The sequence below is a fragment of the Litoreibacter janthinus genome (genome assembly GCF_900111945.1).
In the GTDB taxonomy this organism is placed as follows: domain Bacteria; phylum Pseudomonadota; class Alphaproteobacteria; order Rhodobacterales; family Rhodobacteraceae; genus Litoreibacter; species Litoreibacter janthinus.
The window spans coordinates 2,324,465-2,338,592 of the sequence record NZ_FOYO01000001.1 but is presented as its reverse complement, the minus strand read 5'-3'; the positions used below and the strand labels follow the sequence as shown (position 1 = coordinate 2,338,592).

The window sequence follows — 14,128 nt, the reverse complement described above, 5'->3', positions numbered from 1 at the left end:
CATCCCCCCCATGACAGATCGTATCCTCAATATTATCGGCGGCGGAATGGCGGGCTCTGAAGCCGCTTGGCAGGCTGCCAACATGGGCGTCAAAGTGGTGATCCACGAGATGCGTCCCAAGGTCGAAACCTTCGCCCATCGCACCGGCGACCTGGCGGAAATGGTGTGTTCCAACTCCTTCCGTTCGGATGATAGCGAGCAAAACGCCGTTGGACTGTTGCACTGGGAAATGCGCCAAGCGGGCGGCATCATCATGGAAATGGCCGACAAACACGCCCTGCCCGCTGGCGGCGCTTTGGCCGTCGACCGCGATCCTTTTGCGCAATCCGTCACAGCCAAGCTAACCGCGCACCCTGATATCTCCGTTTCTTACGAGCCAATCGAAGCGCTGCCCGAAAGTGGCGACTGGATCATCGCCACAGGGCCACTGACTTCGCCCGGCTTGGCAGAAGCCATTGCTGCGGAAACCGGCCAAGACGCCTTGGCCTTTTTCGACGCCATCGCGCCGATTATCTACTTCGACACGATCAACATGGAAAAGGCGTGGTTCCAGTCCCGCTATGACAAGGGCGAAACCGAGGAAGACCGCACCGCTTACCTCAACTGCCCGATGGACAAAGACACATACGAGGCCTTTATCGACAGGCTTCTGGAAGCCGAGAAGACCGAATTCAAACCGGGTGAGACCGCAGGTTATTTCGACGGCTGTCTCCCGATCGAAGTCATGGCGGAACGCGGCCGCGAAACACTGCGATACGGCCCAATGAAGCCCGTAGGCCTCACCAACCCGCACCAGCCAACTATCAAGGCCCATGCCATCGTGCAACTTCGTCGCGACAACGCTCTTGGGACATTGTTCAATATTGTCGGATTCCAGACCAAGATGAAATACGGGGCGCAAAAGGAAGTTTTGCGTATGATACCGGGCCTTGAGAACGCAGAATTTGCGCGTCTGGGCGGCATCCACCGCAACACCTTCATTAACTCTCCCACTCTTCTGGATGGCCAGATGCGTTTGAAATCGAAGCCGCATCTACGTTTTGCGGGCCAGATCACGGGCGTTGAGGGCTATGTAGAATCCGCCGCAATGGGGCTGCTTGCCGGGCGTTACGCCGCTGCGGAAATACTTGGCCGCGAACTCAGCGTTCCCGAACCGACCACAGCCATGGGTGCGCTTGTGACACACATCACAGGCGGCGCGGATGCGAAAACCTTCCAGCCGATGAATGTCAATTTCGGGCTCTTCCCGCCCGTGGTTGACGCCAAGACTGGCCGCAAAAACCGCACCACGCGCTACAAAATGTATACCGATCGGGCCAAAGAAGCATGGACACGCTGGCTGGAGAACGCGCGACTGGACGCCGCGTAAGGAATTTGTCAGGCTGCACCTATGGCTGAAAAATTCTTGGATAAAGTCTACGAAACCAGCGGCGCCGAGGCAACGCGCGAGCTGTATGACGCTTGGTCGTCCAGCTATAACGAAGAGATTTCCGAGAACGGCTACCAGACGCCGCGGCGGGTCGCTCAGGCCTTGGCAACGATCAGTGAGGATCAAACCCTTCCAGTTCTGGACTACGGTTGCGGGACAGGATTGTCCGGTGCCGAGTTGCAATCCGCAGGGTTTTCAACGCTTGATGGGGCCGACCCGTCAACCGGCATGTTGGCGCAAGCGCGTCAGACAGGCCATTTCCGCGAGCTTATTGAACTGGATTTATCCCAGCCCCTGCCTTTCAAACCCAACACTTACCAAGCCATCACTGCCATCGGCGTGATCTCCACCGGGGCCGGGCCAGCTTCACTGATGGATGATCTGATTGCTCTTCTCCCCTCAGGCGGCTTGTTTGGGTTCTCGCTGAATGACCACGCCCTTGCCGATCCTGAGTATGCGAATGGGGTCCAGCGTCTCAGGCAGGCGGGGCACGCTTTGCGGATCGAAAACTACGGCGCCCACTTGCCGGGCCTTGGGCTCAAGTCCACCATCTATATCTTCGAGAAAAAGTGACATTTCGCACCCGTTTCGCGCCGTCCCCGACGGGGCCGCTCCATCTTGGCCACGCCTATTCAGCGCTTTTGGCGTATGACATGGCGATGTGTGAAGGCGGCGACTTTCTTTTACGCATTGAGGATATCGACCAAGGCCGCGCACGCCTTGCATGGGAAGCGCAGATATATGACGATTTAAAATGGCTCGGGATCTGCTGGCCAGAGCCCGTCATGCGCCAATCTGATCGATTAGGCCAATATAGGATGGCTATCGAAACATCTGCACTGGCGGGGCTGATTTATCCCTGCGGCTGTTCTCGGGCAGACATCAAGGAAGCTCTGTCCGCTCCACAAGAAGGGGTCGCGGTCTATGGGCCAGACGGCCTTGTTTATCCGGGCACTTGCCGCCCTGAAGAAGGGATTTCTGTAAAGCGGCAGTGGAACGAAGGCGACACTCTGCGGTTGGATATGCGGGCAGCCGTAACGCATCTCGGCGCCAGCAAGTCGCGTCACGGCCCGTTCACTTTCAGCTTCACCGAAACCGGAGAAGGCCCCAATGGCGAAACCGGCCTGATCGAGTTTACCCCCGACGCGTTGATCGAAACCATTGGCGACGTCGTTCTCGCCCGCCGCGATATGGGGACGTCCTATCACTTGTCTGTCGTCCTGGACGACGCGGCCCAGAAAATCAGCCATGTCGTACGCGGTCGGGATTTGTTCGAAGCCACAAAGATCCACGTCGTGTTGCAACAACTTTTAGGCCTTCCGACGCCGACCTATCACCACCACAAGCTGATCCGTGACGAAGATGGGAAACGGCTGGCCAAGCGCGACGATGCCCGCGCAATCTCAAAATACCGCGAGGATGGGCTTACTCCACAAGACATTCGCGCGATGGTCGGGCTTTAGCTTTCCGGCTTCATCAACTCGCGCTCTGCGCCGTCTACAACCGAGGTGTAAAAGCAACTGCGCCGGTTGGTGTGACACGCTGGACCGACCTGCTCCACGACTGCCAGCAGGCAATCCCGATCACAATCAACACGCAGGTCTACCAAGGTTTGCACATGACCGGAGGTCTCGCCCTTGACCCAGAACGCCTGACGCGACCGAGACCAATAGGTTACTTTCTTGGTTTCCAAAGTCTGTGCTACAGCCTCAGCGTTCATCCAGGCCAGCATCAATACTTCGCCGCTTACATGGTCCTGCGCGATCACAGGCACCAAGCCTTGGTCATTGAATGTGAGGCTTAGTGAATCAAAGCGGGTCATGGGATTTACCTTTTGCAAACGCGGCACTACGGCTTATCTATGGATTTGTCCCCGTTGAAAAGGTCCGTTAGGAGCACCGAGATGTCTGAGAATACCGACCTGATAAAGCTCTACTCGGGCCAAATTCTTGCGCTTGCTGCTGACATTCCACATACAGAGCGCCTCTCCGCGCCTCAGGCTACGATCAAGCGGCGCTCTCCGCTCTGCGGCTCGACCGTGACTGTGGATTTATGTCTGGATGGCGACCAAATTTCGAAGTTTGGTCAAGACGTGAAGGCCTGCGCCTTGGGTCAGGCTGCCGCTTCTGTGGTTGGGGGCGCCATCATCGGGCGCACCGAAGACGAGGTTCGCACAGCACAGGCGCAACTCAAGGCCATGCTCAAATCCGACGGCCCTGCCCCCGACGCTCCGTTCGACGGGTTGAAGGTTCTGCTACCAGCCAAAGAATTCCGCAACCGACATGCGTCGATTATGTTGGCGCTGGATGCGACCGTCGAGGCGCTGGAACAGGTCCGCAACGCAAGCTGCGCATAAAAAAAAGCCGCCGCGCCCGGGCGGGACGCAGCGGCCAGTCGGCTTGTCTAGTCAGGTCAGATGCGCAAACCGGGAAAGAGGCAGCCGGCATAGTTTGGGGACATTGCGCATCCTCAGCGGGTCACGGGACAGAAGACCAGCCGAGCCAAGGGAAAAGACAGCAGGCAGTTAACTCTTAAAAAAGCGTGGGCATGTAGAGGGCGACAGTCATCATCACGCCAATGGCAGCGATGCCAGCCGCATCCTGGGCAAGGGCTTTAGGGGACCGGGCCAGTATATCGCGAAGATCGTTGATCATGATGAAAACTCCCTCAAGTGATTTGCTTTTGTTGCACCTTTGTTCTCATTTTTCCCAACACCTGTAAAGAACTTTTTAAGAACATTTGAGAACAAACAGGGGCTTTTCTTGTGTCGACCTTGCTAACCAATTGAAATCAAACGAATTGCCTTATCCTGCTCCATCAGCCACAAAAGAACACGCGCGGCACGCCCCCTAGAGGTTTCGAGTTTTGGATCATCCGAGAGCAGCTTGCGCGCATCACTTTGAGCAATTGCCATGAGCGCGGTCTGACGCTCGATATCCGCAATTCGAAAACGGGGCAGACCGCTTTGCGCGGTGCCGATCAGATCACCTGCCCCGCGCATCGCCAAATCCTCCTCCGAAATCCTGAACCCGTCTTCGGTCTCTCGCATGATGCTCAATCGGCGTTTGGCTGTCTCGGACAACGGGTCTTGGAACAAGAGCAGGCAGGTCGACGCCGCATCCCCGCGCCCGACCCGTCCGCGCAATTGGTGAAGCTGCGCTAATCCAAAGGTCTCGGCCCGCTCAATCACCATAATTGTTGCATTTGGCACGTTCACACCAACCTCGATCACCGTGGTCGCAACCAAAACGGACGTCTCACCCGCCACAAACCGCGCCATCGCTGCGTCTTTTTCGGCGGGGGGCATTTGTCCGTGCACAAGTCCCACGACCCCTTCGCCCAAGGCGGCACGCAGTCGCTTGAAACGATCTTCGGCCGCGGTCTTGTCGGTCAGCTCGCTTTCCTCAACCAGCGGGCAGACCCAGTAGGCCTGCCGACCGGCGGCAATAGCCCTGCGCAGCTTGGCAACCACCTCGTCTATGCGCGCAGTAGATACCGTGGCTGTCGTGATCGGTTTTCGCCCGGGCGGCTTTTCGTCCAGAATAGAGATATCCATATCGCCGTATTGCGCCAAAGACAGGGACCGCGGGATCGGCGTTGCGGTCATCACCAGAACATCCACAGCCCGCCCTTTCGCGCCAAGCTCCAGCCGCTGGTTCACCCCAAAACGGTGCTGCTCATCCACGACCGCAAGGCGCAAGTCGTGGAACGCGACGTCCTTCTGGAACACTGCATGAGTGCCGACCAACACCTGAATTTCCCCAGACGCCAAGGCCGCTAGTTTTGCTGCCCGCTCCGCCCCTTTGTCGCGCCCAGTCAGAAGTTCAAGCACAACACCTGCGTCCTGCGCCAACGGAACAAGGCTTTCATGATGTTGCCGCGCCAAAATTTCTGTCGGCGCCATCATCACGCCCTGCCCGCCTGCTTCAACGCCGGCCAGCAGCGCCATGAATGCCACCAATGTTTTTCCCGCGCCCACATCACCTTGCAGCAAACGGTTCATCCGCAACGGGGTCTCCATATCCGCCGCGATCTCGGCGATCGCACGCTTTTGCGCACCAGTTGGGCTATATGGCAGCGCCGCCAAAACACGAGATTGGAGGACACCAGTAGCCTTGCTGGGCACGCCCGGCTTGGCGCGCACGGTGGAGCGCGCGAGCGCCAACGTCAACTGATGGGCGAACAGCTCGTCGTAAGCCAGCCGCTCCCGAGCTGGGTCCGTAGCGGTGATTTGGGACAGTTCTTTGGGCGTATGGGCCGCCCGAATAGCCGCGTGCCAGTCAGGCCAGCCCGCTTTTGCCTTCTGCGCCGGATCTACCCATTCGGCCAACTCAGGCACACGCTCTAAGGCCGACTGCGCAGCCTTATGGACGACCCGCTGTGTAATACCATGGGTGAGCGGATAGATCGGTTCGAACTCAGGGATTTCGGACGCTCGCGCGACCGGCAGCATGTAGTCGGGATGCACCATCTGCGCCTGCCCGTCGAACATCTCAACCTTGCCCGACACCACGCGCCGCTGCCCGGTCGGCAGTTGTTTTTGCAGGTAGTCCCCATGTGCGTGGAAGAACACCAAGCGGAACTCCAGCTTATCGTCGCGGACATGGATATGATAAGGACGCCCCCTTGATCGAGGCGGCACGTGCATACCAATCTCAACTTCGACGGTTACGACATCCGGCAGATTGGCGTCCTGCACCGATTTCCGAACAGCGCGGTCGATGCCTGATTGCGGCAGGGTGAACAACAGATCGCGCGGCTTCTCGATCCCCAATTGCTCGAAATGCTTCGCCGTTTTGGGGCCTACGCCCTCCAGTTCCGTTAGCTCGGAGAACAAGGGGAACAGTATTTCAGGACGCCCTGCCATATTCGCTCAGGCGTCACCGATCAGGGCGAGCCATTCATCTTCGTCGATGACTTTGACCCCCAGATCGGCAGCTTTTGTGGCTTTCGATCCGGCACCAGGACCTGCCACTAACAAATCGGTCTTCGCCGAAACGCTGCCAGACACTTTCGCCCCCAAGGCTTCCGCGCGCGCCTTGGCTTCCGCGCGAGTCATCTTTTCCAAGGTGCCTGTGAAGACCACAGTTTGTCCCGCCACGGGGCTCGCATCGTGGGACGGTCGCGCGACATCCTGAATATCCAACTCGGCGACAAGACGATCAATCGAGGCGTATTCCGCGTCCTGAGCGAAACTTTGCGTCAGTGACGCCGCCATGACTGCGCCGACCCCGTCAATCGACAGCAGATCATCCCACGCCGGCCCCTCTTGAGGCTCTGCATCCTTCATGGCCAGATCAAAATCGGCCCAAGTGTTATAGTGGCGTGCTAGCAAGTTTGACGCGCTTTCCCCGACATGGCGAAGCCCAAGTGCATAAATCACGCGGTTGAGCGGAATATGCCGCCGCTCGTCAATCGCGTTGAACAGGTTACGCGCAGAGATCTCGCCCCATCCGTCACGGTTTTTCAGTTTGGTGAGTGCCTGCTCGTCGCGCTGCTTTAGTGTAAAGATATCGGCTGGCTCGCGCACTCGAAGCTGGTCGTCATTGTAGAACGCCTCGACCTGCTTTGCCCCGAGACCATCAATATCGAACGCACCGCGACTGACAAAATGCTTCAGCTTTTCAACAGCTTGGGCAGGGCAAATCAGCCCGCCAGTACAGCGGCGCACGGCGTCCCCTTCCTCGCGGATCGCGGCGGACCCGCATTCAGGACAACGATCTGGAAACTTGTAGGGCTTGGCCGTCTCAGGGCGTTGGGACAGATCAACATCAGCCACTTTGGGGATCACATCCCCCGCGCGATAGACTTGAACAAAATCACCTTCCCGGATGTCTTTCCCGTCGCGAATTTCGGCGCCCTTACTGTCGAGGCCTTTGATGTAATCTTCATTGTGCAACGTCGCGTTCGAGACAACGACTCCGCCAACAGTGACCGGAGACAAGCGCGCAACGGGCGACAACGCCCCGGTCCGCCCGACTTGAATCTCGATGGCCTCCAGCCGCGTCCAAGCAAGTTCGGCGGCAAATTTATGGGCGATGGCCCATCGCGGCGTGGTCGACCGAAATCCCAAGCGGCGCTGAAGCGCAAGGTCGTCGACCTTATAGACCACCCCGTCGATGTCGTAGCCCAGATCAGGGCGCGCGGATTCAATGTCCTTGTAGTGGTCGATTAACGCGTTTGGCCCTGCGCACAGCTTGGTCAGCGGGTTGATCTGAAACCCGAATGCGCCGAGCCGCTCAATCGCGCCCATCTGCGTTTCGGCCAATGGCTCCGACAGTGCCCCCCAAGCATAAGCGAAAAAAGCCAAAGGGCGGGATTGGGTCACGTTTGGATCAAGCTGGCGTAAAGAGCCTGCCGCTGCATTGCGCGGATTCGCAAAGCTCTTTGCACCTGCTGCGTCTTGCTTGGCGTTCAGGGCCGCGAAGTCGGCGTGGCTCATATAAACTTCGCCACGCACTTCCAGCACATCTGGCGCATTTGATAGGGTTTGCGGAATCCCCTCAATCATTCTGGCGTTGGCTGTCACGTTCTCGCCCACCTCACCGTCACCGCGCGTTGCAGCATAGACAAGTTGGCCGTCCTCATAGCGCAGCGACAGCGACAATCCGTCGATCTTCGGTTCCGCCGTGTAGGACAGCGGCTCGGTATCGGACAGCCCAAGATATTTGCGGATGCGCGCGTCGAACTCGAAAACGTCATCGTCTTCGAACGCATTTCCCAGCGACAACATCCGGACTTCGTGGCGAATTTTCGAAAACCCTTCAGCAAGCGGGCCGCCAACTTGCTCGGTCGGGCTATCAGTGCGCTTGAGATGTGGAAATACATCTTCAATGGCCGCGTTGCGCCGCTTTAGAGCGTCGTATTCTGCATCACTAATCGCAGGGTCATCCTTGCCGTGATAGTCCAGATTGGCTTGTGCCAGCACCGCCGCCAGGCGTTCCAATTCAGAAACTGCTTGTGCTTCAGTCAAGTCCGCCGGATCGATCCGCTCGACATCACTCACCTGTTCCAAGGATCATCCCCCATTGCTCGCACACTGTGTTGATATGGCGAGAATGAAGGGCCGTCCAGTCGCTCGGGCCAAAGCAAGCAAGTGTCAACGCCGGTTACGAACCTGCGCCGACACTGACTCGTGCATCGATTACGTTAGGCGTGACTATCAGGCAGAGGCTGCGATCCGCTTGCTGTCATTGCGCTCCGAAACGGGTTGCGGATCACGCAGAACGTATCCCCGCCCCCAAACGGTTTCGATACTGCTTTCGCCGCCTGTTGCCAAAGCCAGCTTTTTCCGCAGTTTGCAGATAAATACGTCAATGATCTTCAATTCTGGCTCGTCCATGCCGCCATACAGATGGTTGAGGAACATTTCCTTGGTCAGGGTCGTGCCTTTCCGTAGGCTGAGGAGCTCCAGCATCTGGTATTCCTTGCCGGTCAGATGAACAGGTGCGCCATCGACATCGACCGTTTTGGCATCAAGGTTTACAGCGATCGAGCCCGTTTGAATGATCGACTGGGAATGCCCCTTGGAGCGGCGGATAATAGCATGTATGCGCGCAACAAGTTCTTCGCGATGAAATGGCTTGGTCAGGTAATCATCCGCCCCGAAACCAAAGCCCTTGAGTTTGCTTTCCGTGTCATCCGCACCGGAAAGAATTAGGATTGGCGTCTCGATCCGCGCCTGCCGTAGCTGCCGTAGAACCTCGTGGCCCGTCATATCGGGCAAATTCAGGTCAAGAAGGATCAGATCGTAATCGTAGAGCTTCGCAAGATCGATGCCCTCCTCACCCAGATCGGTTGAGTATACGTTCAGATTTGCATGGGTCAGCATCATAGAGATGGACTTGGCGGTGGTTGGATCGTCTTCGACGAGTAGCACTCGCATTATTAGGTCTCCGATTAGCTTCCCCTCATGTAAGTTAACTTTAAATCCGAAAAGGTTAATTTGTTATTACCGAAACACTTACCTGTTACTTTCAGGATCATTCTGCCTATAGCTTTGAACCGATGTGGCCCGAAGTGCCTTGATTCCATGCTCAGCGACCGCCTCCCGCCACGATGTCAGCTCTTCATCCGACAATCCGTACATCCCGCACGCTTCTTCCGCCGAAATCAAATCCGCCTCAACAGCATGGACCACGCGGGCTTTCCGGCTGGCGACCCATCGCCGCGTTGCGCGGTCGGGCAGGTCCGCACGACTCATTCTGGATCCGTCTGGCAGAACCACCATGCGCGGCCCCGGTTCGCGTTTCAGATACATCACAATTCATCCCGGCTATCCAACTACCCGTTCAATTTAGGTGTTGATGCCTTAAGGGGATGTGAAGCGTGGCCTTGTGACTGGCTAAGATTTTCCTATATTCCCGCGTATCCCCGCAACGGAGGCCATTATGGCATTGGACTGGACACCCGGACGTCTGAACTCACTTGGTTTTGCCAAGCCCCCATCCGAGACACGTGTCGTTGTCGCGATGTCCGGAGGCGTGGACAGCTCCGTCGTGGCCGCTCAGCTGGCCGAAGAAGGCTACGACGTGGTCGGCGTGACTTTACAGCTTTATGACCATGGCGCGGCCTTGGCCAAAAAAGGGGCGTGCTGCGCCGGACGTGATATTCATGATGCCCGACGCGTGGCCGAAGATATGGGATTTCCGCATTACGTTCTGGATTATGAAAACGTGTTCAAGGACGCGGTGATCGACGAGTTTGCGGACAGCTACCTTGGAGGCGCGACCCCCGTCCCCTGCATCCGCTGCAACGAACGGGTGAAATTCAAGGATTTGCTGGAAACAGCTAAGGACTTGGATGCCGATTGCATGGCAACCGGCCACTACATCCAACGCAAAATGGGCGAGCACGGCGCGGAGCTTCATTCCGCCGCCGACGCCAACCGCGACCAAAGTTATTTCCTGTTCTCAACCACGCCGCAGCAACTGGACTACCTGCGCTTTCCACTCGGGCATCTGGCATCCAAGGCGGAAACGCGGGCCTTGGCGTCGAAATACGGCCTGTCCGTCGCGGATAAGCCCGACAGCCAAGACATCTGCTTTGTTCCGAATGGCGACTATGCGTCTGTCATCGAAAAGCTGCGTCCTGGCGCGGGTGAGCCGGGCGACATCGTCGATATGGATGGCACTGTTCTGGCGCGTCACAACGGGTTGATCCACTACACCATCGGGCAGCGACGGGGTTTGGGCATCGGTGGGCTGTCGACGCCGCTTTATGTCGTGAAACTCGATGTCGATACCAAAAGGGTCATCGTCGGGCCGAAAGAAGCGCTCGCCACCCGAAAAATTCCCGTGCGGGAGATCAACTGGCTGGGTGATGCGCCTTTCGACAGCCAAGAGGAGTGGCATGTCGGGGTGAAAGTACGCTCTACCCGCCCCCCTGCCGCGGCAATCATCCGCCCTCTCTCCGCCACGGAGGCAGAGGTGGAGCTTCTGACGCCCGAAGAAGGCGTTTCGCCCGGTCAGGCCTGCGTGTTTTACGACGACAGCACCAGCCGCATCTTTGGCGGCGGCTGGATTTGGCGCGGCTACTAGGCGTCAGCCCGCACGTCGCAACCTGACCACGCCGTTCACATCAGTCGGCTGTGGCTGCGCGCGGTCTTCGCTCACACGGATGTCATGAGGCGCGCGCAGGATGTTAAATTCGTTAATCGCTTGATCCAGAATGCGTTGTTCAATCGCCGGCATGACTTTCGCACTCTCTCCAGAGATCGCGCGCAGGCAGTGAAGCCCTTGGGACCGAATAGAGACATGCGGGAACTTCACGCCCAGCCCGTCAGCGTTGATCAAGGTCGGATTGTATCGGCTAGACGGCCGCGCCACGAGGCTTAAGCCGAACGGGACGCTCGGTGCTGTCGTTGGCTCCAAAGCTGTCAGTTTCTTCCGCTCGATCCGAAGATTTAGACCCCGCTTGAAGGATATAAACGTGCCGCCAGTCGCACTGCGCCCTTCCCCTGTCGGGCCAGTCGCCCAACTCTCGATTCCGTGCTCGCGCAGACGTTGCACAAAACGTTTACCGAAGGCCTCGCCGTCAAGCACTTGGGTCTGGATCACTGGTGCATCGCCGCGCCCCAGCCCTTGCATATAGCGTCGGAACACCCGCCCGGGGACCATCGGGCGCGAATAAAGAACTTCTGAGCGACCGGGCAAATAATGGTTCAACAACCAAGTCAGGTGATCCTTGCATTCGTCCGGCATCCGCGCGCTGGACAACATCACCAGACGAAATGACGGGTCATCCTGATCGCGCAAAGATGGCAGGGTCAGCCGTTCCAACACGTCGAACTGACGCAAAATATCTGCTTCGTTAAACGCCCGCGAAGAATTGGAGGCGCGAGTCATCAGCCCCTCTGGCTTTCCGCAATAGGAAAACCGCATCTGGAAAAACACTTCCATTATGTCACCACTTGTTACTACTCGGGGGCTTTGCGCCCCATTTTTATGGGATCAGGATGGGAGCAGCCGCGATCCAAATCAAGAGAGTTACTTAGCGTAAAGCAGTGGTGTTACCCGCGTGCACCATAGAGCACATCAGCCCGTTCTTCGAAGGCGCGAACGATCCGTTGCATCGCCTCGTTGAAGAATAGACCAGCTGCACCCTGCAACAGACGGTTCTTGAATTCGAAATCGACATCAAATTCGACTTCGCATCCCGCCGTTTCCAGATCGTGGAATTCCCAAGTGCTTTTCAAAAATTTAAAAGGCCCATCAAGATATTCCGTGTCAATCTTCATGTCATTTTGCCACAAGGTCACCTTGCTTCCAAACCGTTCGCGGAAGACTTTGAAGCTGATCACGAGATCCGCCAACATCACTTCTGCTTCACCCTCGGCAACGCGGGATCGAATCCGAGCGGCAGAACACCACGGGAGAAACTCGGGGTAACTCGCCACATCTGCAACAAGGGCATACATCTGGTCTGCACTATAGGGCAGCTTGCGTTTTTCGCGGTGGCTTGGCATAGGCGTTTAGGGCTCTGCTTGCTCGATCGGTTGCAGGGGGGTGTCCCCCAGCCGGACGCAAAATTCAAGGGGATAACATGTCTCATCCACCCTATGTCATCGACGAGTTGATCTCGGCCAAGGCCATCGCTGCTCGCATCGAGTCCCTCGCCCGCGAGATTCATGACCGCTTCAAAGACACAGACAAACTGGTGGTGGTGGGGCTGCTGCGCGGCTCGTTTGTATTCATTGCGGACCTTGTGCGCGAGTTGGATTTGCCAGTCGAAGTCGATTTCCTCGAGGCGTCCAGCTACGGCGACGGCATGGAAAGCTCGCGAGAGGTTCGAATTCTTAAGGACTTGCGCGGCGAAATCGGCGGGCGCGACGTATTGGTCGTGGAAGACATCGTAGACACCGGCTTCACCTTGTCCCACGTATTGCACCTGCTCGAAAGCCGCGCCCCTGCTCGCATGGAGACGATCGCCTTGCTCGACAAGCCGACCCGCCGCGAGGTGGACATCAAGGCAACATGGACAGGCTTCGAAATCCCCGATGAATTCGTGGTCGGTTACGGCATCGACTATGCACAACGTAACCGCAACCTGCCTTTCATCGGTAAGGTCCGCTTTACATGAACTGGCGCTGGCTGCTGCGTGCCTCCATGTGGGTGCGCCGCCCGCCGTCAGCAAAGCGCGTGAAACTCGTGGTCGGCCTGATCGCCGTCTGCATCGCCGTCGCCCTGATTGAGCATTACGTCGGCTGGCCCGACTGGGCGCAAATGGACCGCGCGCCGCGAGTCCCAAGGTTCTAGTTTCCTGATAAGGCCGCGCTATGCTCCAACAGCTTGGCAACCAGCAATCGCGAAACCTGCGTGATGCGTGGCACGCGATGAAGGTCGGCATGGCTCGCCACCCAGAGAGGCACCGAAAACGACGGGGCCATCCCCTGACATTCGCGCAGTCTTTGATCACCCACGCCTAACACCTTGGGTAGGAACGAAATGCCGCCCCCGGCAGCTACCATCTCGCGCAGCGTCAGAAAGCTGTCGGCTGAACCTCTGATCTGTGCGTCTGTAAGATTGCTTGCCATCCAGCGGGCAGCCAACGTTCGCGATAGCGGACCCGACAGGCCGAGCCAGAACGCTTCTTCGGTCGGCGCGCGCAGCGCCGACTGGTAAATGCCGAACTCCAGCTCTCCGGCACGCTCTCCCAGCAAGTGGTCCGGCAATTCTGCCGCTGGTCGCACAGTGATGTCCGCATCCAGTCTGGTCATATCCAGATGCGCATTGGTTGAAATCAGCTCGAGCGTCAGCCCCTCGGATTCGGCCTGCATTTCGGACACAATCACCGGCAGGATCGAATGGCACAGCGTATCGGTCGACGTTATGCGCACCTTACCGCTCAGTGGGGCTTTGCCCCCTTCTATCAACCGCTCGACCGTGCGCACTGCGTGATCAACCTCGCGGATCGCATCGATCAGGGGCTCGTTCTCCTTAGGAAGGCGGTAACCTTGAGGTGTTCGGTCGAAGACACTCAGACCAAAACGTTCCTCGAACAGACTCACACGTCGCAGCACGGTTGCATGATTGACTTGTAACCGGCGACCCGCTCTCGAAACCGAGCCCCCGTCCGCAACCGCAAGAAGATATTTCAAGTCGTCCCAATTAAACCTGTGCATATTTTCACCATCCCTCTCCGAAAATACATACTAGCTTTACATTTCATAACAGGTAGCATTTCGAGAGTCATAACGCT

The 14,128-nt window shown here is 57.5% G+C and carries 16 protein-coding genes; 7 read left to right on the top strand and 9 right to left on the bottom strand.

Features of this window, described 5'->3' with window-relative positions; genetic code table 11:
• The first annotated feature begins 10 nt into the window (after positions 1 to 10).
• The 3 genes from trmFO to gluQRS are packed head-to-tail and all read left to right on the top strand — an operon-like array spanning position 11 to position 2,892.
• The gene (gene trmFO / locus BM352_RS11705) at positions 11 to 1,369 is read left to right on the top strand and encodes a methylenetetrahydrofolate--tRNA-(uracil(54)-C(5))-methyltransferase (FADH(2)-oxidizing) TrmFO (protein WP_090220203.1); all 1,359 of its coding nucleotides are present in this window, start codon (positions 11 to 13) and stop codon (positions 1,367 to 1,369) included.
• Between the two features lie 21 nt (positions 1,370 to 1,390).
• Positions 1,391 to 2,002, top strand: coding sequence for a class I SAM-dependent DNA methyltransferase (locus tag BM352_RS11700; protein ID WP_090216983.1), 612 nt, complete (start codon positions 1,391 to 1,393; stop codon positions 2,000 to 2,002).
• Entirely contained in the window at positions 1,999 to 2,892 is an 894-nt protein-coding gene (gluQRS, locus tag BM352_RS11695) for a tRNA glutamyl-Q(34) synthetase GluQRS (RefSeq protein WP_090216980.1), read from the top strand. Before BM352_RS11700 ends, gluQRS begins: the two co-directional genes overlap by 4 nt.
• On the opposite strand, the gene hisI is transcribed toward gluQRS, so the two are convergent.
• A complete protein-coding gene (gene hisI / locus BM352_RS11690; RefSeq protein WP_245780978.1) occupies positions 2,889 to 3,251 on the bottom strand; it encodes a phosphoribosyl-AMP cyclohydrolase in 363 nt (120 codons plus the stop codon). The two genes, gluQRS and hisI, sit on opposite strands and share 4 nt — an antisense overlap.
• 81 nt (positions 3,252 to 3,332) lie before the next feature.
• Here hisI and BM352_RS11685 point away from each other — a divergent pair, with 81 nt between their 5' ends.
• Entirely contained in the window at positions 3,333 to 3,785 is a 453-nt protein-coding gene (locus BM352_RS11685; RefSeq protein WP_090216978.1) for an iron-sulfur cluster assembly scaffold protein, read from the top strand.
• Positions 3,786 to 3,960: 175 nt separating this feature from the next.
• Here BM352_RS11685 and BM352_RS19240 read toward each other — a convergent pair whose 3' ends face one another.
• From BM352_RS19240 to sciP, 5 genes are all read right to left on the bottom strand, one after another.
• Positions 3,961 to 4,083: a hypothetical protein gene (locus tag BM352_RS19240; RefSeq protein ID WP_281245115.1), complete on the bottom strand. Its 123-nt coding sequence runs from the start codon at positions 4,081 to 4,083 to the stop codon at positions 3,961 to 3,963.
• Between the two features lie 122 nt (positions 4,084 to 4,205).
• Complete coding sequence (recG, locus tag BM352_RS11680; protein ID WP_090216976.1) at positions 4,206 to 6,296, bottom strand: ATP-dependent DNA helicase RecG; 2,091 nt, start codon at positions 6,294 to 6,296, stop codon at positions 4,206 to 4,208.
• Positions 6,297 to 6,302: 6 nt separating this feature from the next.
• The gene (gene ligA, locus BM352_RS11675) at positions 6,303 to 8,435 is read right to left on the bottom strand and encodes an NAD-dependent DNA ligase LigA (protein ID WP_245781037.1); all 2,133 of its coding nucleotides are present in this window, start codon (positions 8,433 to 8,435) and stop codon (positions 6,303 to 6,305) included.
• Positions 8,436 to 8,591: 156 nt separating this feature from the next.
• Positions 8,592 to 9,314, bottom strand: a complete 723-nt coding sequence (gene ctrA / locus BM352_RS11670) for a response regulator transcription factor CtrA (protein WP_090216974.1) — start codon at positions 9,312 to 9,314, stop codon at positions 8,592 to 8,594.
• Between the two features lie 78 nt (positions 9,315 to 9,392).
• Complete coding sequence (gene sciP / locus BM352_RS11665) at positions 9,393 to 9,689, bottom strand: CtrA inhibitor SciP (protein ID WP_090216971.1); 297 nt, start codon at positions 9,687 to 9,689, stop codon at positions 9,393 to 9,395.
• A gap of 130 nt (positions 9,690 to 9,819) precedes the next feature.
• On the opposite strand from sciP, the gene mnmA reads away from it, so the two are divergent.
• Entirely contained in the window at positions 9,820 to 10,968 is a 1,149-nt protein-coding gene (gene mnmA, locus BM352_RS11660) for a tRNA 2-thiouridine(34) synthase MnmA (RefSeq protein WP_090216969.1), read from the top strand.
• A gap of 3 nt (positions 10,969 to 10,971) precedes the next feature.
• On the opposite strand, the gene BM352_RS11655 is transcribed toward mnmA, so the two are convergent.
• A complete protein-coding gene (locus BM352_RS11655) occupies positions 10,972 to 11,829 on the bottom strand; it encodes a glycosyltransferase (RefSeq protein ID WP_090216968.1) in 858 nt (285 codons plus the stop codon).
• Between the two features lie 110 nt (positions 11,830 to 11,939).
• A complete protein-coding gene (locus BM352_RS11650; RefSeq protein ID WP_090216967.1) occupies positions 11,940 to 12,395 on the bottom strand; it encodes a type II toxin-antitoxin system RatA family toxin in 456 nt (151 codons plus the stop codon).
• 77 nt (positions 12,396 to 12,472) lie between these two features.
• On the opposite strand from BM352_RS11650, the gene hpt reads away from it, so the two are divergent.
• Together hpt and BM352_RS11640 are read left to right on the top strand one after the other, a co-directional pair.
• On the top strand, positions 12,473 to 13,009 hold the full coding sequence (gene hpt / locus BM352_RS11645) for a hypoxanthine phosphoribosyltransferase (RefSeq protein WP_090216966.1): 537 nt from the start codon (positions 12,473 to 12,475) through the stop codon (positions 13,007 to 13,009).
• On the top strand, positions 13,006 to 13,185 hold the full coding sequence (locus BM352_RS11640) for a hypothetical protein (protein ID WP_090216964.1): 180 nt from the start codon (positions 13,006 to 13,008) through the stop codon (positions 13,183 to 13,185). Before hpt ends, BM352_RS11640 begins: the two co-directional genes overlap by 4 nt.
• Here the strand turns inward: BM352_RS11640 and BM352_RS11635 are convergent.
• Entirely contained in the window at positions 13,182 to 14,027 is an 846-nt protein-coding gene (locus BM352_RS11635) for a LysR family transcriptional regulator (protein WP_175500668.1), read from the bottom strand. The two genes, BM352_RS11640 and BM352_RS11635, sit on opposite strands and share 4 nt — an antisense overlap.
• Between the last annotated feature and the right edge of the window lie 101 nt (positions 14,028 to 14,128).

Coding starts and splice junctions, on each gene's coding strand:
- trmFO (WP_090220203.1), top strand. CDS start 11: ATGACAGATCGTATCCTCAATATTATCGGCGGCGGAATGGCGGGCTCT.
- BM352_RS11650 (WP_090216967.1), bottom strand. CDS start 12,395: ATGCCAAGCCACCGCGAAAAACGCAAGCTGCCCTATAGTGCAGACCAG.
- hpt (WP_090216966.1), top strand. CDS start 12,473: ATGTCTCATCCACCCTATGTCATCGACGAGTTGATCTCGGCCAAGGCC.
- sciP (WP_090216971.1), bottom strand. CDS start 9,689: ATGTATCTGAAACGCGAACCGGGGCCGCGCATGGTGGTTCTGCCAGAC.
- recG (WP_090216976.1), bottom strand. CDS start 6,296: ATGGCAGGGCGTCCTGAAATACTGTTCCCCTTGTTCTCCGAGCTAACG.
- mnmA (WP_090216969.1), top strand. CDS start 9,820: ATGGCATTGGACTGGACACCCGGACGTCTGAACTCACTTGGTTTTGCC.
- hisI (WP_245780978.1), bottom strand. CDS start 3,251: ATGACCCGCTTTGATTCACTAAGCCTCACATTCAATGACCAAGGCTTG.
- BM352_RS11655 (WP_090216968.1), bottom strand. CDS start 11,829: ATGGAAGTGTTTTTCCAGATGCGGTTTTCCTATTGCGGAAAGCCAGAG.
- BM352_RS19240 (WP_281245115.1), bottom strand. CDS start 4,083: ATGATCAACGATCTTCGCGATATACTGGCCCGGTCCCCTAAAGCCCTT.
- ctrA (WP_090216974.1), bottom strand. CDS start 9,314: ATGCGAGTGCTACTCGTCGAAGACGATCCAACCACCGCCAAGTCCATC.
- BM352_RS11700 (WP_090216983.1), top strand. CDS start 1,391: ATGGCTGAAAAATTCTTGGATAAAGTCTACGAAACCAGCGGCGCCGAG.
- BM352_RS11640 (WP_090216964.1), top strand. CDS start 13,006: ATGAACTGGCGCTGGCTGCTGCGTGCCTCCATGTGGGTGCGCCGCCCG.
- BM352_RS11685 (WP_090216978.1), top strand. CDS start 3,333: ATGTCTGAGAATACCGACCTGATAAAGCTCTACTCGGGCCAAATTCTT.